Here is a 20,701-nt window from a genome sequence, read left to right on the forward strand (position 1 = left end):
GCGGAAACCGGCCCACGGCCAGATGCGGCGCGTCTGAGAGCTGCGACAGCGTTGACCGGGTGATCGAAGTCAACGGACTGACCAAACGCTACGGCGCGGTGACGGCGGTGCGGGACCTCACCTTCGCCGTACGACCGGGGCACGTCACAGGGTTCCTCGGCCCGAACGGCGCCGGCAAGAGCACCACCTTGCGCATGATCCTCGGCCTGAACCGCCCCACCGCGGGCACCGCCACCATCGACGGCCGCCCCTTCGCCCGCCATCACACCGGGCTGCGTCATGTCGGCGCGCTGTTGGACGCGGGCGACGTCCATGGCGGCCGCACCGCCGCCGCGCACCTGCGCGCGCTGGCGGCCGGCAACGGCCTGCCCCGGCGCCGGGTGGCCGAGGTGCTGGAGGAGGTGGGCCTGGCCGGAGCGGCGCGGCGCCGGATCGGCGGGTTCTCGCTCGGTATGCGCCAGCGGCTCGGCATCGCCGCCGCTCTGCTGGGCGACCCGCCGGTGCTGCTGTTCGACGAGCCGATCAACGGCCTGGACCCCGAAGGCGTGCGCTGGGTACGCGGCCTGTTCCGGCGCCTGGCCGCCGAGAGGCGCACCGTGCTGGTCTCCAGCCACCTGATGAGCGAGATGGAGAACACCGCCGACCGCCTGGTCGTCATCGGGCGAGGCGAGTTGATCGCCGAGGAGAGCCTGGCCGACTTCGCCGCCCGCGGCACCGGCGCGTCCATCGCCGTGCGTACTCCCGACCCCGCCGAGCTGGCGGCGGTCCTCACCCTTGAGGGCGCGCACGTCCGGCCGGACGGCGGCGAGGCCCTGACCGTGACCGGGCTGAGCGCCGCCCGCGTCGGCGAGCTGGCCCATCAGCGGCGGATCATGCTGTACGAGCTCGCCCCGCGTACCGCCTCGCTGGAGCAGGCGTTCATGGAGTTGACCGCCGACCGCGCCGACTACCGAGCCGGGGACCCGCGATGACCGACGGCCGATTCCGCGACCTCCTGGCCGCCGAGTGGATCAAACTCTGGTCCCTGCGCTCGACCTCCTGGCTGGTGGGCCTGGGCACGTTGGCCATCGTCGCGTTCGCTCTCCAGAACAGCCTGGACGCCTACAACGGCTGGCCCGGATTCACCGCGATGGAGAAGGCCAGGTTCAACCCCCTGACCGAGGCGTTCAGCGGCCTGTCCGCCTCCATGCTCATGATCGGCGGCGGCAGCCTGGGCGCCTTGACGATCGTCGGCGAGTACGCCACCGGCCTGATCCGCACCACCCTGGTCGCCGTCCCGGCCCGCCACCGCGTCGTGGCCGCCAAGCTCACCATCGTCGCCACGGTCACGCTCGCGACCGGCACGGTCGTGTCGCTGGGCACGTTCGGCGTCAGCCAGGCCGTCCTGTCCGGCCGCGGCGTCGCCGTCTCGCTCGGTGACCCCGCCGTCCTGCGTGTCCTGGCCGCCAACGCCCTGCTGGCACCGGTGTCGGCGCTGACCGGCTTGGGGATCGGCGCGCTGCTGCGGCACACCGCCGCCGCCATCGTCGCGGTCTGCGCCGCGCTGGTCATCGTGCCCACCTTCTTCCAGCCCAATGTCCACCAGTGGCTCAACGACCTGTACGCCCTGGCCCCCTTCTACGTCTGGCGCACCTGCCTGGGCCTGCCCCAGCTCCGTGACGACCCCGCTCTGCCGACGGTGGCCGGCTCTTGGGCCGCCTTCGCGCTTTGGCCGCTGGCCGCCGCCGTCGTGACCTTGATCGTCGTACGTCGTCGTGACGTATGAGCGCCCTAATGAGGAGAAATCGCATGACAGTGCAGTCGATTCGGACCCGCTTGCTGGCCGTTCCGTTGACGGCCTGCCTCACCTTGATCGCGGTGACCGCCACGACGTCGACCGCGACTGCGACCGGAAAATCGGCCCTCACCGCGACCGTGTCCGGAAAACCGGCCCCCACCGCCGTCCGGCTGGAACTTCCCCGCCCGACCGGCCCCGACGCGGTCGGCCGCGACATTCTGCACCTGGTCGACAGCAGCCGCAAGGACCCCTGGGTGCCCGACTCGGGCCCGCGCCAGCTCATGGTGTCGATGTACTATCCCGCCCGCTCCGCGACCGGCGACCCCGCCCCCTACATGACCACCGCGGAGGCCGCCTCGCTGCTGCGGCGCAAGGCCCCCGGCGTCGAACTCCCTCCCGAGACCGTCAGCGCCACCCGCACCTACGCCCGCACCGGCGCTCCCGCCAAGCGCGGCCGGTATCCACTCGTCGTCCTCTCCCCCGGCCTCGGCCTCCCGCGCGCCAGCCTCACCTTCCTGGCCGAAGACCTGGCCAGTCGCGGCTACGTCATCGCGCTGGTCGACCACGCCTACGAGTCCTCCGGCACCACCCTGCCCGACGGGCAGACCATCACCTGCGCCCCTCTGTGTGACCAGCCCAAGCCTCCAGAAGGCGGGCAGGCGACCATCACCAAGAATCGGACCAAGGACGTCTCCTTCGTCATCGACGAGCTGGCCGGCCGGCACCCCGCCTGGGAGAAGTCCCGCATGATCGCTCCCAAGCGGATAGGCATGGCCGGCCATTCCCTCGGCGGCGACGCCAGTGCCGCCACCATGGCCGTCGACAAGCGCGTACGGGCTGGAGTGAACCTGGACGGCACCTTCCACCCCGCCGTCACGCTCGACCGGCCCTTCCTGCTGCTGGGCAGCCAGGCCGACCACGTCCCCGGCAAGGACGACACCTGGGATGCGAGCTGGCCCAAGATGAGCGGCTGGAAGCGCTGGCTCACCGTGGCCCATACCAGCCACACCAGCTTCACCGACCTGACCATCCTGCAGAAAGCAGTCGGCATGTCAGCGCCCGACGAGCTGTCGCCGCAACGCTCCCTCGAGCTCACCCGCGCCTATGTCGGCGCCTTCTTCGACCTGCACCTGAAGGGCAAGAAGCAACCGCTGCTCAACCGGCCGTCACTGGCCAACCCCGAGGTCGCCTTGCACAATCCCTGACTCGCTCAGCGTCGGTCCCGCCCCGCGCACTCGGCGGGGCGGGACCGGGAGTCAGAACAGCAGGGCGTGCGCGATGCCGATGGCGGCGCCGCCTGCGATGAACCAGGCGTTGTTGAGCCGCGTCTTCCACAACAGTACGAGCGTGACCACGGCGATGAGCGCGGTGAGCGGGTCGATGATCGCGGTCCGGCCCAGTTCGTAGGACACCCCGGCCATGAGGGCGAGGGCGGCGGCGTTGAGGCCGTCGAGCAGGGCGGAGGTCCACTCGCTGGAGCGGAGCTTGTCGGTGAGTTTGGTGAGCAGGCCGACGAAGACGAACGAGGGCAGGAAGATGGCCACGGTGGCCAGAAAGGCGCCCAGCGGCCCGGCGATCATGTAGCCGACGAAGGTGGCGGTGGTGAACACCGGACCGGGGGTGACCTGGCCGATCGACACGGCGTCGATGAGCTGCTGGTTGGTGATCCAGCCGAGCCGGTCGACGAAGTCACCGCGCAGGAAGGCCAGCAGCACGTAGCCGCTGCCGTACAGCACCGAACCGATCTTCAGCATGGTGGCGAACAGCTGAAGCAGCTGGCCGCCCGTGGGGTCGCCGAACACCGGCAACCCGCCGATCACCGGGGACCCGCCGAACGTCAGCAGTGGAGCGGCGAGCACCCCGTGGGCCGCGTCCCGGCCCGGCGGACGACGCAGGGCTCGGGCCGTGGCGGCCAGCGCCGCCCCGGCCGTCAGCACCAGCAGTTCGTTGACGCCCAGCAGGTACGCGGCCAGCGCGGCGACCGCCAGCACGCTCAGCCAGACGGTCTTGACCACGGTGCGCAGCATGCCGAACAGCGCGTGCGCGATGATCGCGATCACCGCCGGGACGATGCCGTACAACAGGCCCTCGGCCGCCGGCGTGCTGCCGTAGGTGACGTACGCCCAGGCCAGGGCCGTGACCATCAGCGCGGCCGGGAGGATGAAGCACACCCCGGCGGCGACCAGCCCGCGCCACCGGGCCCGGTCGTAGCCGAGGTGGATGGCCAGTTCGGTGGAGTTGGGGCCGGGGATGAGGTTGGTGGCGCCCATCAGGTCCACGAACCGCTGGTCGCTGACCCAGCCGCGGCGGCGTACCAGCTCGTCGCGCATCATCGCGGTGTGCGCGGCCGGGCCGCCGAAGGCGATGATGCCCAGCTTGAGGAACACCAGCGTCACTTCACGCAGACGGCGCCGGGCCGCCACCGGGTCCTGCCCGTGCGCTCCGGGCTCGTCCTGGCTCACCTGGACCCGGCCGGATCTTCCGCGTCCGGCTGCTCGACGCCGAGGCGACCGTCGACCAGCAGGCCGGCCAACCCGATCGCACCGCAGATCACGGTGACGACGACCAGCGCGGGATCGGTACGTCCGGTGAGCGCGTCACCGAGAAGGACGACCGCGATCGTGCCGGGAGCCACACCGACGGCCGTGGCGACCAGGAAGGGCACGAGCCGGACCGACGACACGCCCGCGCAGTAGTTGACCAGTGGAAAGGGAACCGGCCCGATCAGCCGCAGCGACCCGACGGCGAGCCAGCCACGACGGGCGAGGCGCCGGTTGACCGCCGCGACCGCCGGGTGGGTCAACCGCGCGGCGACCGCGTCGCGACCGATCGCGCGGGCGAGCAGAAAGGCCAGCGCCGCGCTCACCGTGGTCGCGCAGAGCGCGATGGCGATGCCGGTGACCGGCTCGAACAGGAGCCCGGCGCCGAAGGTGAACGGGGACCGCGGGAAGGCGATGGTTACCAGCGCATGCGTGACGAAGAACATGAGAGGAAGCCACGGACCGGCGGCCCGTGCCCAGTCGCGGATCTGTTGGGCGTCCGGATACGGAACGAACAGCGCGATCGTCACGAACGCCGCGAGCAGCACCACGACCCCGATCAGCCTCGGAGTACGGAGCCATCGCGCACGGCGGCGTATCAGCATGGAAGGTGCTTTCAGTTTTACGCGGAGCTCGGGGCGGGCTGGAACAGCTCGATGAGATTACCAGCGGGGTCGGCGAGCAGGATCTGGCGCCCACCGGGGCCGGACACCGGCTCGCTTCTGAAGGTCAGCCCAGCGGCGCGTAGCGGCTCGTACGTCGTCGTTGAGGTCCCGAGGACCGGCGATGAGGCGGTCGCTCAGCGCGGCGCGCTCAGGGCGCGTTCGACCTTCTCGGCCGGGTACGGCGTCGTGCGATCGACGCCGAACAACTCCCAGTAGAAGTCGTTCATGGCTGCCGCGACAGGGGCGTACCGGCGGATCATCGCGGCGACAGCCGGCGGAGCACCGGCGGGGTCCGCACCTGCCGCGCACGCGCGGATGTACGCGTTGCGCCGCACGGGCCCGCCCTCTTGCGGCACCGCCACCCCGCAGATGTTGGTGACGAGCCAGTTGACCAGCTGCATCAGCGCGTAACCCGTGTCGTGCGTCGCGTTGCGGGCCAGAAATCCACTCTCGCGGGCGGACAGGTCGAACCGAGGGGAGGTCGCCAGCCCGAAGTCGGCGATGTACAGGCGTCGGCCGTCGGTCAGGACGTTGCCGAAGTGGGCGTCGAAGTGCGTCAACCCGCGGCCGTTCATGAACGCCACATCGGCCGGCAGGCGTGACCCGACCATGGCGCACGCCGCTACCGCGGCGTCCTGGCCGGCGGTGAGCTGAGCGGCGAGCCAGTCATGGAGGTTGTACGGGATGAATTCCTGAAAGAGCACGACGCAGGCGGTGGCTCGCGCGAGGGCGTCCAGGCGTCGCCGTACCGCCGAGGAGCCGTCCCAGTATCGGACGACGGCCTCGACGTCGGCGTGCTCCTCGGTGGGCGGGGGTGCTCCCGGCAGCACCCGCCAGTGGTACAGCAGCGGAAAGGCCGCGCTGTGCCCGGCCAGTACCCAGGTGGTCGCCATGACGTTGGCGGCGAGTTCACGCCAGGCGCCGAAGCTCGGCGAGCCGACTCCGTACTGGCAGAACGGGGGCAGCCCGAACAGGTTCGCCGTGGACATCACGTTGTCCGCCTGGCGCTCCACGTCGGTCAGCGGCACCCGCTTCGCGAAGACCGGCACGCCGTCGACGTCCAATAACGCGGAGGTGCCACCTATCCCCGAGCCGAGCCTCCGCGCCTGCCGCAGCGACTCGGCGAGCTGCCGGTCACTGCGCAACGCCAGTGCGCTCGCCACAGCGCCGTATCTGCCGAGACGCTCACCTTGGGACATGTCCGGCTGCGCACCGCGCGGTTCCAGCGGGAGGCCTCCTTCATGATCGGCTCGTCTGGTCAGACGCTACACCCGCGCGCTGCCTGTGCCTTCTTCTCGGATTTCGGTGCTCAAGGGAAACAGCTCGCGGGTGTGGCGGTCAGCGGGGAGACGCGTCGATCTGTACGCGGTCGCTCTCGCCGTCGGACAGGAACGCCGCCAGCTCCTGTCCCTGCTCGGCGACCTCAGCTCGGTCGGCTCGGGAGAAGCCGCCCAGCGGAGTGACGATCACGGTGCCCGCCTGGACGCTCCAGGTCGCGGCGACCCGGCCGTCGACCAGGACAACACGAGCCCCGGCGACCGAAAGGAGGCGGTGGGCGTCGTCGATGATCCGGCCGCGGTCGTGGTAACCGAGGATCGCGTTGTCGAAGGCCGGCAGGAACCGTACCGGGGCCGGTGTGTCGGGGTCGGGGCGCGGCGCGTCGGGGAGGTCCAGCAGGACCCGGCCGCGCTCGTCCCGGAAGGTGACCAGCTCCTCTCGTATCGCGGCCACCGCGGCCGGCAGTCCGGCCAGGCCGCACCAAGCCCGTAGGTCGGCCGAGGCGGCCGGACCGAACGCGGCCAGATAGCGCCGCACCAGCGCTTCACCAACCGGATCGGAGCCGACCGGATCAGAGCCGACCCGATTCGAGCCGACCGGATCGGCGCCATTCGGATCGGCGCCATTCCGGGCCGGTGAGTCGATCTCGCGCCCCAGCCAGGAGGAGAGCAGGACGTTGCGTACTCCCGCCCGCGCACGCCACACCCCACGCGGCGGCAGCTGCGCCATCGGGATGAGCGCGGCGACCAGCATCTCGCCCAGCGCCCGCGGCCCCGGCTCTGGCCAGCGTTCGGCCAGCGCCCGCGCGAGCTCGCTCATCGAGCGCGGCTCGTCATCGGCCATCACCGCCCGTCCTGCCGCCGCGAGCTCGTCGAGATCCACCCCGGCGAGCTCGCGGCGATAGGTCCCGAGTACGCGCTGACGCAGCATGGCGTCATGGCGGCCCCGCCAGGCCAGGATGTCGTCGGCGGTCAGGAGGTGGACGGTGCGGCGCATGAGGTGGGTACGCACCACGCCCCGCCGGATGAGCAGGTCCGAGAGCGCCGCCGGGTCGAACGCCCGCAACCGCGACCAGAGCCCGACGAACGGTTCCTGCGGCTCCTGCGCCTGCAGGCCGCACAGGTGCGCGACGGCGTCGAGCACCGGCACGTCGGCGCGATCGAGCAGCAGTTGCCGGGCGAGCGTCGCGCGGTTGAGCGCCCGGGTGTCCAGAATGGTCATCGCCGCTCAGGTCGACTTCTGACCGTCGAGCGTCTCGCGCAGGATGTCGGCGTGCCCGGCGTGCTGGGAGGTCTCGGCGATGACGTGCATCAGCACCGCGCGCACGCTGCGCACCGCGCCCGGCTCGTGCCAGGGTGCCTCCGGTAGCGGCTGCGTCGCCGACAGGTCGGGGACGGCGGCGACGATCTCCGCGGTGCGGGCGGCGACCTGCTCGTAACGCTCCAGGATCCCGGCCAGCGAGTCGCCGGGCAGCATCTGGAAGTCGTTCTGGTGGTCGATCATCCACTGCGGGAACTCGCGTGCGGTACCGGTCGCGATGTCGGCCCAGGTGACGCCCTCGGGCAGGCCGTACGTCATCGCCGACGGGCCGTCGACCACGAAGCGCAGCCACGTTTCCTCCATGGACGCGACGTGCTTGACCAGCCCGCCGAGGCACAGCTCGCTGACCGTCGGGCGCTCGCCCAGTTGCTCGTCGCTGAGCCCGCGGACGGCGTTGGTCACCGCGGATCGCGCGTTCGCGATCGCGGCGAGCAGGTCGCTCCGCTCGGCGTCGAGGGTCGCGGGGGGCGTGGTGGTGGCGGTCACGGCGTTCGGGCCCTTCGAGTCGTTGTCGTTGTCTGGCATGCGACAACAGTCGCAGAGGAAGCGGACAGGGAGTGTCCTCTTCTCCGGGCAAAATGAGGTCATGCCGAAGACTTCCGCGCGACTGCTGTCGTTGCTCTCGCTGCTCCAGACGCGCCGGGAATGGCCGGGGGCGCTGCTGGCCGAGCGGCTGGAGATCAGCCCGCGCACCGTACGCCGCGACGTCGACCGCCTGCGTGAGCTCGGCTATCCGATCCTGGCTTTCAAGGGGCCCGACGGCGGCTACCGGCTCGACGCCGGCGCGGAACTGCCCCCGTTGCTGTTCGACGACGAGCAGGCCGTCGCTCTGGCCATCGCGCTCCAGACCGCCGCCACCTCCAGTGGGGCGGGCATCGAGGAAGCCGCGGCCCGCGCGCTGAACACCGTCCGGCAGGTCATGCCCGCACGGCTGCGCCACCGGATCGACACCCTCCAGATCACCGCCGTCGAGCGGCCGGCGCGCCGACCGGGCCCACAGGTCGACAGTGGCGTCCTCATGGCGATCAGCGCCGCCGTCCACGCCCGGGAGGTGCTGCGCTTCGACTACCCGCCTGGTGTGGACGACGACGGCGTGCCGACCCCGCCGCGCCGGGCGCAGCCCCATCATCTCGTCACGTGGGGCGGGCGCTGGTACCTCGTCGCCTGGGACCTCGACCGCGAGGATTGGCGTACCTTCCGCGCCGATCGGATCACCCCGCGCACCCCTGCAGGGCCCCGCTTCACTCCGCGCGAGCTGCCCGGAGGCGACCTGGTCGCCTTCGTGACCAGCAAGTTCCGGGGCCTCGACGGCGCCGGCAACTGGCCCTGTCGCGGCGAGGTGATCCTCGACCTACCAGCCGCCGCCGTCTCCCGCTTCACCCACGACGGAGTCGTCGAGGAGCTCGGCCCGAACCGCTGCCGGCTCGTCGTGGGCTCGTGGTCCTGGACCGACCTGGCCGCCGTCCTCGGCAGGTTCGACGCCGACATCGAGGTCGTCGGCCCTGCCGAGCTCAAGGACGCCTTCGCGCGCCTGGCCCGCCGCTACGCCGGCGCGGCGACCGACGCACTCGCCCCGCCGGGTACAGAGTGATTGAACAGGAGCCGTCCGCGAAGTGTTCACCTTCCCCTTGGCATTCTTTGCCTTGATTTGACCTGAGTTGAGCGGCGAACATGACCATGTCTGTCACCCCCCCGAAGGAGGCCTCGTGCACACTCAGCCGCGCCCCCGCCCTTCCTGGCCGGTACGACTGACCGTCGTCCTCGCCGCCATCACCTCCCTCGTCGGCCTGGTCGGCATCACCCCAGCCAACGCCACGGTCTACAACTCCTGCACCATCTCCCGCTGCGCCGACGCACGCTCGGCCAACTCGATCTGGGCTGCCAAGAACTACCCCACCAGCAGCGGCTGGTACGCCTGGACGGACGGCAGGTACAACTACACCGGTGGGCGCTTCTACAACCGGGAAGGCCAGCTCCCCAGCGGCGCCACCTACTATGAGTACGACGTGTACTCCCGGGCGCGGGGTGCCGCGCGTGACGCGTACCGGATCGTCGTCAACCGCAGCAGCGGTGTGACGTGGTTCTCCCCCAACCACTACACCGACTTCTACCGGCTCTAGGACCGCCATGACCGCCGCCGCACATCCGCCGCCGCACTGGCTGACAGTGTCCACCGACCCTGCTCCGGCGCTGGTGGATGGGCGAGCCTGCCGGACGCGTGCCGCCTTCTTCGAGGAGGTGGCACGCGCCCTGCGCCTGCCCGGCCACTTCGGCCGCAACTGGGACGCGCTCACCGACTCCTTGCGCGATGTCGGCGCGATCACCCTGATCGTCGGACACGCGGAGGAACTGCTCAGCGCCGAGCCTCCCGGGCAGCTCGCGACCCTGCTGGCCGTTCTCGCCGACGCGGCCAAGACGGGGCTGACCGCGACCCTGTGCACCGACCCCGGCCACGAGGCCCTGCTCCGGCAGCGGGTCGCCGCCGCGCTGGCCTGAAACCTCGGGCAGGGTCCGCGCGCGCTGATTCAGCGTCGCCCGCGACGGGCGGTGCCGAAGATGGATCTGGTGATCTCCCGGCCGAGACTGGAGGCCGCCGACCGCGCCAGGGACTGGAACTCCTTCGACTCCAGCACCCGCTCCAGCATGGACTGCTTCTGCTCTCGCTCCGGCTCTCGCGGGGTTTCGCGAGCGGGGCCCTTGGGAGGCTCGGCCAGCTTCGCGGACAGGATCTCGTAGGCCGACTGGCGGTCGACCGCCGTACCGTACTTCCGCTGAAGCGGCGAGGCGGCGATGACGCCTTGGACCACGTCCGGGCTCGACGGCCCCATGAGCGACTGAGGGGCGCGCAGGCGCGTCCAGGCGACCGGGGTCGGCGCGCCCGTCTCGGACAGGACCGTCACGACGGCCTCACCGATGCCGACCTCGGTGAGCAGCCGCTCCAGGTCGTAGGAGGAGGCGGGGAAGGTCGAGACGGTGGCCTTGAGCGCCTTGGCGTCCTGGGGGGTGAAGGCGCGCAGGGCGTGCTGCACGCGCGCGCCCAGCTGGGCCAGCACGTCCGTCGGCACGTCGTTCGGTGTCTGGGTGACGAAGAACACGCCCACGCCCTTCGACCGGATCAGCCGTACGGTCTGGGCGATCGACTGCAGGAACGCCTTGGACGCGTCGTCGAACAGCAGATGCGCCTCGTCGAAGAAGAACACCAGCTTCGGCTTGTCGACGTCCCCCACCTCGGGGAGCTCGTGGAACAGGTCGGCGAGCAGCCACATCAGGAAGGTGGAGAACAGCTGCGGCCGGTCCTGTACGGCGGGCAGCTCGAGAACGGAGATCACCCCGTGACCGTCCGGCGTCACCCGGAGCAGGTCGCGCACGTCGAACTCCGGCTCGCCGAAGAACGCCTCCGCCCCCTGCGCCTCGAAGTTGGTCAAGGCGCGCAGGATGACCCCGGCCGTCGCCGCCGACAGCCCGCCGATGCCGCTCAGCACCTCCGGTGTGGTGGTCAGATACCGGATGACCGCGATCAGGTCTTTGAGATCGAGCAGCGGCAGCCCTTGCTTGTCAGCGAAGTGGAAGACCAGTCCGAGTGTCGACTCCTGCGTCTCGTTGAGCCCGAGGACCTTGGCCAGGAGGGTCGGGCCGAAGGCGGTCATGGTGCCGCGGATCGGGATGCCGTCTCCCAGACCGCCCAGGGAGAAGAACTCCACCGGACAGGCCGCGGGCTGCCAGGTCTCACCTACCTCGGCGGCGCGCCGGGTGACGCGCTCGGAGGCCGTACCCGGCGAGGCGAGCCCCGACAGGTCGCCCTTGATGTCGGCGAGGAAGACCGGGACTCCCTGGGCGGCGAGCTGCTCCGCCATGAGCTGGAGGGTCTTGGTCTTTCCGGTTCCGGTGGCGCCGGCGACCAGTCCGTGCCGGTTCAGCATGCTCAGGGGGATGCGGATCCGCTCGGCGGAGTCGGCGGTGCCGTCCTCGCGTACCAGGGCGCCAAGCTCCAGTGCCGCTCCCTCGAAGTCGTACCCCTTCATCGCTTCTCCCCCTCCGGGCGTCCACCGAGGGGTCGTGCGCATCATGCTCACTTCGCAGGTGCGAAAAACCCGCGTCTGGGCAAAAGCGACTATGCGCTGGACGAGTTCTGTGACATTTGACTATCGTGTGGCCTGTGTCCAGTCCTGAGGCGTCAAGACGCTAGCCACCGGTTCTTCCGGTGGCTTCTCGTGATGTCACGCGGCAGCGCCGCCCCCTGAGGCCAGCGCGCCCTTTCGTCACTCCCGCCGCCGGATCACCGTCAAACGGACTGATTCGTTCCAGGAATTCCGCCCCTGTCGTGGTGCCGGACCTGGCCCTTTCCTCTCACGCGGTAGCGCCCGCGCGTCCCTGATGGACGCTGGTGCGCGCCGCGTCGTCCTGTGATGCCCTTTCAACGCGGCCTGGAGTCTTTCGCTCATGCCCTTCGCCATCTACATCCTCGGACTGGCGGTCTTCGCCCAAGGAACGTCCGAGTTCATGCTCTCCGGACTGGTTCCGAACATCGCCGCTGAACTGAACGTGTCCATCCCGGCCGCCGGCGCGCTGACGTCCGCCTTCGCCGCGGGAATGATCGTGGGAGCGCCACTGATGGCGGTGCTCAGTATGCGCTGGCCACGTAGACGGGCGCTGCTCGTCTTCCTGGTCGCGTTCATGCTCGTGCATGTCGCCGGCGCCCTCACCGCCAGCTTCTCGGTGCTCCTGGTGACCAGGGTGCTCGGAGCGCTGGCCAACGCCGGCTTCCTCGCCGTGGGGCTCGCGACGGCGGCCGGCATGGTCGCGCCGAACGCCAAGGGGCGGGCCACCTCCATCCTGCTGGGCGGCATCACGCTCGCCTGTATCGCAGGGGTGCCCGCCGGTGCCGCGCTCGGTCAGACGTTCGGCTGGCGGTCGGCGTTCTGGGCCGTGGCCCTGATCTCCCTGCCGGCCGTCCTCGCCGTGCTGCGCTCGGTACCGGACCTCGCGCCGGCGACGGGGGACCCCCGCGCGGGGCGCGAACTCCGGGCCCTGCGCGGCCCGCGACTGCTCGTCGTGCTGGCGTTGGCCGCGCTGGTGAACGCCGCCACCTTCTGTACGTTCACGTACCTGACCCCATTGGTCACCAACGTGAGCGGCTTCTCGCCGGGCTGGGTTCCGGCGGTGCTGGCGCTGTTCGGTCTCGGGTCGTTCGCCGGGGTGACCATCGGCGGGCGCCTGTCCGACACGCGGCCGACGCTGGTCCTGATCGCGGGCGGGATCGCCCTGCTCGCCGGGTGGGCGCTCTTCGCCGCCACAGCCGGCAGCCCGGCCGCCACGCTTCTGCTCGTCTTCGTCCAGGGGACCCTGTCGTTCGCCGTCGGCTCGACCCTGATCGCCCAGGTCCTGTACGCGGCGACCCAGGCGCCCTCGCTCGGCGGCTCCTTCGCGACCGCGGCCCTCAACGTGGGCGCGGCGGCCGGTCCCGCCATCGGAGGCGCCACCATCGCCGCCGGGTTCGGCTACGACTCGCCTCTGTGGGTCAGCGCCGTGCTGGTGGCGGCGGCGTTCGCCACAGCGGGCCTCGCCGAGGCCGTACGGCGTCACGCTGTGGTGGCCGCACGGTAACCTAGGGCCACCTGGCGCGCTCGCGCACGCGTGCTTTTGGTCGTTCCCTACAACTGTGGAGCCTTGGTGTGCTCCCTCTGCGACATTTCCCTACGAGCCGGCAGAGGCAAGGCTGTACAGGTGCGGGGGGTGCCACAGGGAAGGCGCGCACAGTCAACAGGAGGGCTCGGTCGGGTGTTCAGTCGTGTCGCCATCGTCAACCGTGGTGAGGCCGCGATGCGGCTCATCCACGCAGTCCGGGAGCTGGCCGCGGAGACCGCGACACCGATCCAAACCGTCGCGCTGCACACCGACGTCGACCGCACCGCCACGTTCGTGCGCGAGGCCGACCTCGCCTACGATCTCGGTCCGGCGTCCGAGCGCCCATACCTCGATCTCAAGGCGCTGGAGCGCGCGCTGGTGGAGACCGGGGCCGACGCCGCGTGGGTCGGCTGGGGCTTCGTCGCCGAGGACCCGGCATTCGCGGAGCTGTGCGAGAAGATCGGCGTCACCTTCGTCGGGCCGAGCGCGGAGGCCATGCGCCGGCTCGGCGACAAGATCGGCGCGAAGCTGCTCGCCGAGGAGGTCGGCGTGCCGGTCGCGCCGTGGAGCCGCGGCGCGGTCGAGACCCTGGACGCCGCCCTCGCGGCGGCGGCCGAGATCGGCTACCCGCTGATGCTGAAGGCGACCGCGGGCGGCGGCGGGCGCGGCATCCGCGTGGTCACGGACGAGGCCGAGCTCGCCGACGCCTACGAGCGCACCAGCCAGGAGGCCGCGCGGGCGTTCGGCAGCGGCGTGGTGTTCCTGGAGCGCCTGGTCACCGGCGCCCGGCACGTCGAAGTCCAGGTGATCGCCGACGGCCAGGGCACCGCGTGGGCGCTCGGCGTCCGCGACTGCTCGGTGCAGCGGCGCAACCAGAAGGTCATCGAGGAGTCGGCCTCGCCGGTGCTCAGTCCCGCGCAGACGGCCGAGCTCAAGGCGTCGGCCGAGCGGCTGGCCGTCGCGGTCGATTACCGGGGCGCGGCGACCGTCGAGTTCCTTTACCACCCCGGCGACCAGCTGTTCGCCTTCCTCGAGGTCAACACCCGCCTGCAGGTCGAGCACCCGATCACCGAGTCCACCACCGGGTTCGACCTGGTCAAGGCGCAGCTGCGGGTGGCATCCGGCGGCCGGCTCGAAGGTGCGCCGCCGGTGGAGCGCGGGCACGCCGTCGAGGCCCGGCTCAACGCCGAAGACCCCGACCGCGACTTCGCGCCCTCCCCCGGCCGCATCGCGCGGCTGGACCTGCCCGCCGGGCCGGGCATCCGCGTGGACACCGGCGTCAGCGAGGGCGACACCATCCCGGCCGACTTCGACTCGATGATCGCGAAGATCATCGCGTACGGCGTCGACCGCGACGAGGCCCTCGGCCGGCTGCGCCGGGCCATGGCGCAGACCACGGTGATCATCGAGGGTGGCGCGACGAACAAGAGCTTCGTGCTCGACCTGCTCGACCAGCCCGAGGTGATCGACGCCAGCGCGGACACCGGCTGGATCGACCGCGTCCGCGGCCAGGGCAGGCTCGTCTCCCACCGGCACTCCGCCGTCGCGCTGGCGGCCGCCGCCATCGAGGCGTACGAGGAGGAGGAACGCGCCGAGCGGCAGCGGCTGCTGTCCACGGCGTTCGGCGGGCGCCCGCAGGTGCAGCACGAGAGCGGCCGGCCGCTGGACCTCAAGCTGCGTGGCGCCGGCTACCGCGTGCGCGTCGCGCGGGTCGGCGCGCACCGGTTCCGCGTCGGCGTCCAAGCGGGCGACGACGTCCGCACCGCCGACGTCGAGCTTGAGCGCTTCGACCGGCACACCGGGCGGATCATCGTCAACGGCACCCCCTACCGCCTGCTCACCGGCACGCACGGGCCGATCCACCTGGTCGAGGTGGACGGCGTGACGCACCGGGTCAGCCGCGACGAGGGCGGCGTCGTCCGGTCCCCCGCGCCCGCGCTGGTCGTCGCCACGCCGCTGAAGGTCGGCGCCGAGGTCGAGGCGGGCGCTCCGGTGCTGGTGCTGGAGAGCATGAAGATGGAGACGGTCCTGCGGGCGCCGTTCAAGGCGCGGCTGAAGGAGTGCGTCGTCTCCGTGGGCAGCCAGGTCGAGACCGGCGCGCCGCTGCTGCGGCTGGAGCCGCTCGCCGACGACGCCGCCGAAGCCGCGAGCACCTCGGCCGCCGCGTCCGTCGAGCTGGACCTGCCCGCCGCGCCGGGCGAGATCCCGGCGTGGAAGCGCGCCGCGCGCGGCCAGGAGGACCTGCGCAGCCTGCTGCTGGGCTTCGACGTCGACCCGCACGACGAAGGCGGGGTGCTGGAGGACTACCTCGCCGCGCGCCGGGCGGCCACCGAGGAGGGCCATCGGCCGCTGGCCGAGGAGCTCGCGCTCGTCGAGGTGTTCGCCGACCTCGCCGAGCTGAGCCGCAACCGGCCGGCGGGCGAGGACGGCGGCGCCGGCCACGTCTACAGCGCTCGCGAGTACTTCCACACCTACCTGCAGAGCCTCGACGTCGAGCGGGCCGGGCTGCCGGCGGCCTTCCAGGCCAAGCTCGCCAAGGCGCTCGGGCACTACGGCGTCACCGACCTGGAGCGCTCTCCCGAGCTCGAGGCCGCGGTGTTCCGGATCTTCCTCGCCCAGCAGCGCGCGTCCGCCGACGCCGCTGTGGTCACAACATTGCTGCGCGCCTGGCTGCGGGAGTCGCCGCCGGACGAGACGCTGCGCGAGCCCGCCGGTCTCGCGCTGGAGCGGCTGCTGGCCGCGACCCAGGTCCGCTTCCCCGTGGTCTCCGACCTCGCGCGCGGCGTGGTGTTCGCCTGGTTCGCCCAGCCGCTGCTGCGCCGCAACCGCGCCCGTGTCTATTCCGACGTGCGCAAGCACCTGCGCCACCTGGACGCGCACCCGGACGCGCCGGACCGCGCCGAGCGCATCGCCGAGATGGTACGCACCACCGAGCCGCTGGTACGCCTGCTCGGCCAGCGGCTCACCCGCGACGACCTGGACAACGCGATCATGCTGGAGGTGCTGACCCGGCGTTACTACGGCAACAAGGGGCTGACCGGCGTCCGCACCAGCCAGGCCGGGGGCTGCACGTTCGTGGTCGCCGAGCGCGCGGGCTCCCGCGTGGTCTCCTCCGCGGTCGCCTTCGAAGACCTGGGCAGCGCGCTGCGCGGGCTCGCGGAGCTGGTGAGCGGCGAGGACGCCATCGACGCCGACATCTATCTCGCCTGGGAGAGGCAGCCGGAGGGCTCCGAGGCGATGGCGGCCGCGCTGCACGAGGTCGTCAGCGCGCACCCGCTGCCGAGCCAGGTCCGCAGGCTCACCGCCACCGTCGCGGGCAGCGGCGGCACGGTGATGCACCACCACTTCACCTTCCGCCCGTCGGACACCGGGATGACCGAGCAGCGGCTGATCCGCGGCCTGCACCCGTACATCGCGCAGCGGATGCAGCTGGAGCGGCTGAGCAAGTTCGACCTGACCCGGTTGCCGTCCTCGGACGAGGAGGTCTACCTCTTCCAGTGCGTGGCGCGGGAGAACCCGTCGGACGACCGCCTCGTCGCCTTCGCGCAGGTGCGCGACCTGACCGAGCTGCGCGAGCACGACGGCCGGCTGGTCGCGCTGCCGACGGCCGAGGACACCATCGCCACCTGCCTCGACTCCATCCGCCGCGCGCAGTCGCGGCGGCCGTCGGAGAAGCGCTTCAACACCAACCGGATCGTGGTCTACGTCTGGCCGCCGAGCGGCATCACCCGCGCCGAGATCGAGATGATCGCCGCGCGCGTGCGGCCGACGACCGTGGGCGCCGGTCTGGAGGAGATCCTGTTCATCGCGCGGCAGCGCGACCGGACGACCGGCGAACTGACGAAGATGGCCGTGCGCATCACCTTCGACGCCACCGGCGGCACCGACCTGACCATCGGCGAGCCGTCGGACGAGCCGGTCGAGCCGCTCGACGACTACCGGCAGAAGGTGCTGCGGGCCAGCAGCCGCAACACGGTCTACCCGTACGAGCTGACCGGCCGACTCGGCGACTTCGCCGAGTACGACCTCGATGACGACCACACGCTGGTGCCGGTCGAGCGGCCGAAGGGGCGCAACACCGCGGCGATCGTGGCGGGCGTGGTCACCACGCCGACCCGCCGGCACCCGCAGGGCGTCACCAGGGTCCTGCTGCTCGGCGACCCGACCAAGTCGCTCGGCGCGCTGTCGGAGGCGGAGTGCCGCCGCGTGATCGCCGCGCTGGACCTGGCCGAGCGGATGCGGGTGCCGCTGGAATGGTACGCGCTGTCGGCCGGCGCCCGGATCTCCATGAAGTCCGGCACGGAGAACATGGACTGGGTGGCCGCGGCGCTCAAGCGGATCGTCGAGTTCACCCAGGACGGCGGCGAGATCAACATCGTGGTCGCGGGCATCAACGTCGGCGCGCAGCCCTACTGGAACGCCGAGGCGACGATGCTCATGCACACCAAGGGCATCCTGGTGATGACGCCGGACTCGGCGATGGTGCTGACCGGCAAGCAATCGCTCGACTTCTCCGGTGGTGTGTCGGCCGAGGACAACTTCGGCATCGGCGGCTACGACCGTGTGATGGGCCCGAACGGGCAGGCTCAGTACTGGGCGCCCAACCTGGCCGCCGCGCGGGACGTGCTGATGTCGTACTACGACCACACGTATGTCGCGCCCGGCGAGCAGGGGCCGCGGCGGGCGAAAACCACCGACCCCGTCGAACGCGACATCTCCGACTTCCCGCACTCCTTGCCGGACAGCGACTTCACCACCGTCGGCGAGATCTTCTCCGCCGAGGCCAACCCCGACCGCAAGAAGCCGTTCGACATCCGTACCGTGATGCGGGCGCTGTCCGACCAGGACCACCCGGTGCTGGAACGCTGGGCGGGCATGGCCGACGCCGATACCGCGGCGGTGCAGGACGTGCATCTCGGCGGCATCCCGGTGTGCCTGCTCGGCATCGAGTCACGGGCGGTGCCGCGGCGCGGGTTCCCGCCCACCGACGGCCCGGACACCTACACCGCGGGCACGCTGTTCCCGCGCTCGTCGAAGAAGGCCGCGCGGGCGATCAACGCGGCCAGCGGCAACCGGCCGCTGGTGGTGCTGGCGAACCTGTCGGGCTTCGACGGCTCGCCGGAGTCGATGCGGAAGCTGCAGCTGGAGTACGGCGCCGAGATCGGCCGCGCGATCGTGAACTTCCGCGGGCCCATCGTGTTCTGCGTGATCTCGCGCTACCACGGCGGCGCGTTCGTGGTGTTCTCCAAGGCCCTGAACCCGAACATGACCGTGCTCGCGCTGGAGGGCTCGTTCGCCTCGGTGCTCGGCGGCGCCCCCGCCGCCGCGGTGGTGTTCTCCGGCGACGTCAACGTCCGCACCGCGGCCGACCCGCGCGTACGGGACCTGGAGGCGCGCACCGCGGCCGCCGCCGGCACCGAGCGCGCCGCGTTGACCGCGGAGCTCGACGAACTCCGCGCGTCGGTCCGCGCGGAGAAGCTCGGCGAGGTGGCCGCTGAGTTCGACCGGGTGCACAACATCCAGCGCGCGGTCGAGGTCGGCTCCGTGGACGCCGTCATCCGCGCCGCCGAACTCCGCCCGCGCATCATCGAGGCCATCGAGTCGCGTCTGCGTTAGCCCGCGTTGACCCGCGTCGAGCCTCCGCAGCCGCGTCAGCCTTCTGTGAGCGCCGCTTTCATGACGTCCCGCAGGGGCGTCGGCGGGTGGCCGATCAGGTCGGCCAGCGCCGGGTCGACCTGGGCGAACTCACCCTGCCTGCCGGCGGCGAACATGCCCACGAGCATCCGTGCCCGCGGCTCCGGCACGCCATGGGAGAGCAGGCTCGCCACGTACTGCTCGTCGGTGATGACGACGCGCCTGATCGGGCGTCCGGTGAGGTCGGCGGCGAGCGCGGCGACGTCGGCGAGGTCGAGGGCTTCGGAGCCGGTGAGCGGCGGGGTCGGGCCGTCGAAGCGGCCCTCGTCGGCCAGGATGATCGCCGCGGCCTCGGCCAGGTCGGCGTGGGCCGTCCAGGAGACCGGCCCGTCCTGCGGCGCGGCCAGCTCGCCGGTCCGCAGGGCGTCGCGCAACAGCATCAGCGGCGTGGCGGCGTAGAAGCCGTTGCGCAGCGAGGTCCAGGCGACGCCGGACTCCCCCAGCGCCGCCTCGGTGGCGGCGTGGTCCGGCATGGGCGCGAAGAGCGAGGCCGGGTTCGCGCCCATGTGGCTGGTGTAGAGGATCCGGCGCGCGCCGGCCGCCTTGGCCACCGTGATCGCGGCGCGGTGCAGGCTGAGCGCCGTGTCGCCGGTGGCGGCGGCGGACACGATCAGGACCTGGGAGGCGCCCTCGAAGGCGTGGGCGAGGCTCGCGGGCTCGGCGTAGTCACCCCGGCGGACGCGGACGCCCCGTTCCCGCAACCACTGTGCCTTCTCAGGGTCGCGGACGCTCACCGCGACCTTCTCGGCGGGGACATGTTCGAGCAGATCCTCCAGAATCGCCCGGCCGAGCTGTCCGCCGGCCCCGGTAACAATGATCATTATGACCTCCAGTTGTCGCCTTGCAGCAGGGTCGCCGGGGTCAGATCAACTCCCGCGCATCACTGCTAACGATATGGACGTTATCACCGATAAATAGTGATGCTAACGCGAATCTGTTATCGTTGCCACCATGGATGCCGATGACTTCGACGCCGGGGGCGGCCCTCGCGAACGCATCCTCGCCGCCACGGCCAAGCTGCTCGCCGAGGGCGGCCGGGAGGCCGTGTCGACGCGCGCGGTGGGCGCCGCGGCCGGTGTGCAGGCGCCCACCATCTACCGACTCTTCGGCGACATGCGGGGCCTGCTCGACGCGGTCGCGGCCGAGGGCTTCGCCGCCTACCTGAGCAGCAAGACCGGCCGGGAGCCCATCGCCGACCCGGTCGAGGACCTCCGCGCCGGCTGGGACCTGCACATCGGATTCGGCCTGGCCAACCCGGCCCTGTACCTGCTCATGAACGAGCCCCGCCTCGAGGCCGCCGCCGCCCCGCCCGCCGCCGTCGCCGGCGAAAGGGTCCTCGCCGCGCACATCCGCCGGATCGCCGAGGCGGGCCGGCTGCGCGTCAGCGAGGAACGCGCCGCCCACCTCGTCCAGGCGGCCGGTCTCGGCACGACCGTCACCCTGATCACCATGCCCGCGGACCGGCGCGATCCGGAGCTGTCCGTCCTCGCCCGCGAGGCGGTCATCGCCGCGATCACCACCGACGCTCCGGCGGCCGTGTCCCCCGGACCGGTCACCGCCGCGGTCACTCTGCGCGCCGTCCTGCCACGGACCACCGTCCTCACCGACCCGGAGCGGCGCCTCCTGGAAGAGTGGCTCGACCGCATCGCCGGCCCGGCTGGCTGACGGCCCTCCGGATGGTCTGTCACACGGACGTCCCGGTCCCTGTGACGGTCCGTGGTGGCTGGGGCCCTTTGAGGGAGATACCCCTCCGGGAGAGGGGAAGAAACGGTCCGTCGTGACTGAGGTCCCTCGGGTGGTTA

The 20,701-nt window shown here is 71.6% G+C and carries 16 protein-coding genes; 9 read left to right on the forward strand and 7 right to left on the reverse strand.

Annotated elements, in window-relative coordinates; genetic code table 11:
• Nucleotides 1-59: 59 nt before the first annotated feature.
• From AB0L53_RS45235 to AB0L53_RS45245, 3 genes are read left to right on the forward strand one after another with little or no spacing between them, the layout of a single operon-like run.
• Entirely contained in the window at nt 60-971 is a 912-nt protein-coding gene (locus AB0L53_RS45235; protein WP_364008628.1) for an ATP-binding cassette domain-containing protein, read from the forward strand.
• Nucleotides 968-1,765, forward strand: coding sequence for a hypothetical protein (locus AB0L53_RS45240; RefSeq protein WP_364008630.1), 798 nt, complete (start codon nt 968-970; stop codon nt 1,763-1,765). The genes AB0L53_RS45235 and AB0L53_RS45240 overlap by 4 nt, the downstream gene beginning before the upstream one ends.
• Nucleotides 1,766-1,788: 23 nt before the next feature.
• Complete coding sequence (locus AB0L53_RS45245; RefSeq protein WP_364008633.1) at nt 1,789-2,982, forward strand: alpha/beta hydrolase; 1,194 nt, start codon at nt 1,789-1,791, stop codon at nt 2,980-2,982.
• Between the two features lie 51 nt (nt 2,983-3,033).
• Here the strand turns inward: AB0L53_RS45245 and chrA are convergent, their stop codons facing one another.
• The 5 genes from chrA to AB0L53_RS45270 form a co-directional block, all read right to left on the reverse strand.
• Entirely contained in the window at nt 3,034-4,239 is a 1,206-nt protein-coding gene (gene chrA, locus AB0L53_RS45250) for a chromate efflux transporter (protein WP_364008636.1), read from the reverse strand.
• Nucleotides 4,236-4,922 (reverse strand): TVP38/TMEM64 family protein, encoded by a 687-nt coding sequence (locus AB0L53_RS45255; protein ID WP_357958777.1) that lies wholly within the window; start codon nt 4,920-4,922, stop codon nt 4,236-4,238. Before AB0L53_RS45255 ends, chrA begins: the two co-directional genes overlap by 4 nt.
• Nucleotides 4,923-5,116: 194 nt before the next feature.
• A complete protein-coding gene (locus AB0L53_RS45260; protein ID WP_364008639.1) occupies nt 5,117-6,145 on the reverse strand; it encodes a serine/threonine protein phosphatase in 1,029 nt (342 codons plus the stop codon).
• A gap of 175 nt (nt 6,146-6,320) precedes the next feature.
• Entirely contained in the window at nt 6,321-7,481 is a 1,161-nt protein-coding gene (locus AB0L53_RS45265) for a winged helix DNA-binding domain-containing protein (RefSeq protein ID WP_364008642.1), read from the reverse strand.
• Nucleotides 7,482-7,487: 6 nt separating this feature from the next.
• Complete coding sequence (locus AB0L53_RS45270; protein WP_364008645.1) at nt 7,488-8,105, reverse strand: DinB family protein; 618 nt, start codon at nt 8,103-8,105, stop codon at nt 7,488-7,490.
• Between the two features lie 61 nt (nt 8,106-8,166).
• Here AB0L53_RS45270 and AB0L53_RS45275 point away from each other — a divergent pair, with 61 nt between their 5' ends.
• The 3 genes from AB0L53_RS45275 (at nt 8,167) to AB0L53_RS45285 (ending at nt 10,076) form a co-directional block, all read left to right on the forward strand.
• Nucleotides 8,167-9,171 carry a WYL domain-containing protein gene (locus AB0L53_RS45275; RefSeq protein WP_364008648.1) on the forward strand — a complete coding sequence of 335 codons (1,005 nt, stop codon included), beginning with the start codon at nt 8,167-8,169 and terminating at the stop codon, nt 9,169-9,171.
• A gap of 115 nt (nt 9,172-9,286) precedes the next feature.
• Nucleotides 9,287-9,700, forward strand: coding sequence for a ribonuclease domain-containing protein (locus tag AB0L53_RS45280; protein ID WP_364008651.1), 414 nt, complete (start codon nt 9,287-9,289; stop codon nt 9,698-9,700).
• 7 nt (nt 9,701-9,707) lie between these two features.
• Entirely contained in the window at nt 9,708-10,076 is a 369-nt protein-coding gene (locus AB0L53_RS45285; protein WP_364008654.1) for a barstar family protein, read from the forward strand.
• 29 nt (nt 10,077-10,105) lie between these two features.
• On the opposite strand, the gene AB0L53_RS45290 is transcribed toward AB0L53_RS45285, so the two are convergent.
• Nucleotides 10,106-11,602: a helicase HerA-like domain-containing protein gene (locus AB0L53_RS45290; protein ID WP_364008657.1), complete on the reverse strand. Its 1,497-nt coding sequence runs from the start codon at nt 11,600-11,602 to the stop codon at nt 10,106-10,108.
• A 418-nt stretch (nt 11,603-12,020) separates the two neighbouring features.
• On the opposite strand from AB0L53_RS45290, the gene AB0L53_RS45295 reads away from it, so the two are divergent.
• Nucleotides 12,021-13,184 carry a Cmx/CmrA family chloramphenicol efflux MFS transporter gene (locus tag AB0L53_RS45295; protein ID WP_364008660.1) on the forward strand — a complete coding sequence of 388 codons (1,164 nt, stop codon included), beginning with the start codon at nt 12,021-12,023 and terminating at the stop codon, nt 13,182-13,184.
• 174 nt (nt 13,185-13,358) lie between these two features.
• Nucleotides 13,359-18,821, forward strand: a complete 5,463-nt coding sequence (locus AB0L53_RS45300) for a carboxyl transferase domain-containing protein (RefSeq protein ID WP_364008663.1) — start codon at nt 13,359-13,361, stop codon at nt 18,819-18,821.
• A 35-nt stretch (nt 18,822-18,856) separates the two neighbouring features.
• On the opposite strand, the gene AB0L53_RS45305 is transcribed toward AB0L53_RS45300, so the two are convergent.
• Nucleotides 18,857-19,720: an NAD(P)H-binding protein gene (locus AB0L53_RS45305; RefSeq protein WP_364008666.1), complete on the reverse strand. Its 864-nt coding sequence runs from the start codon at nt 19,718-19,720 to the stop codon at nt 18,857-18,859.
• 130 nt (nt 19,721-19,850) lie between these two features.
• On the opposite strand from AB0L53_RS45305, the gene AB0L53_RS45310 reads away from it, so the two are divergent.
• A complete protein-coding gene (locus tag AB0L53_RS45310) occupies nt 19,851-20,564 on the forward strand; it encodes a TetR/AcrR family transcriptional regulator (RefSeq protein WP_364008668.1) in 714 nt (237 codons plus the stop codon).
• The last annotated feature ends 137 nt before the right edge of the window (nt 20,565-20,701 follow it).

It is taken from the genome of Nonomuraea sp. NPDC052129 (genome assembly GCF_040680095.1).
Lineage (GTDB): Bacteria > Actinomycetota > Actinomycetes > Streptosporangiales > Streptosporangiaceae > Nonomuraea.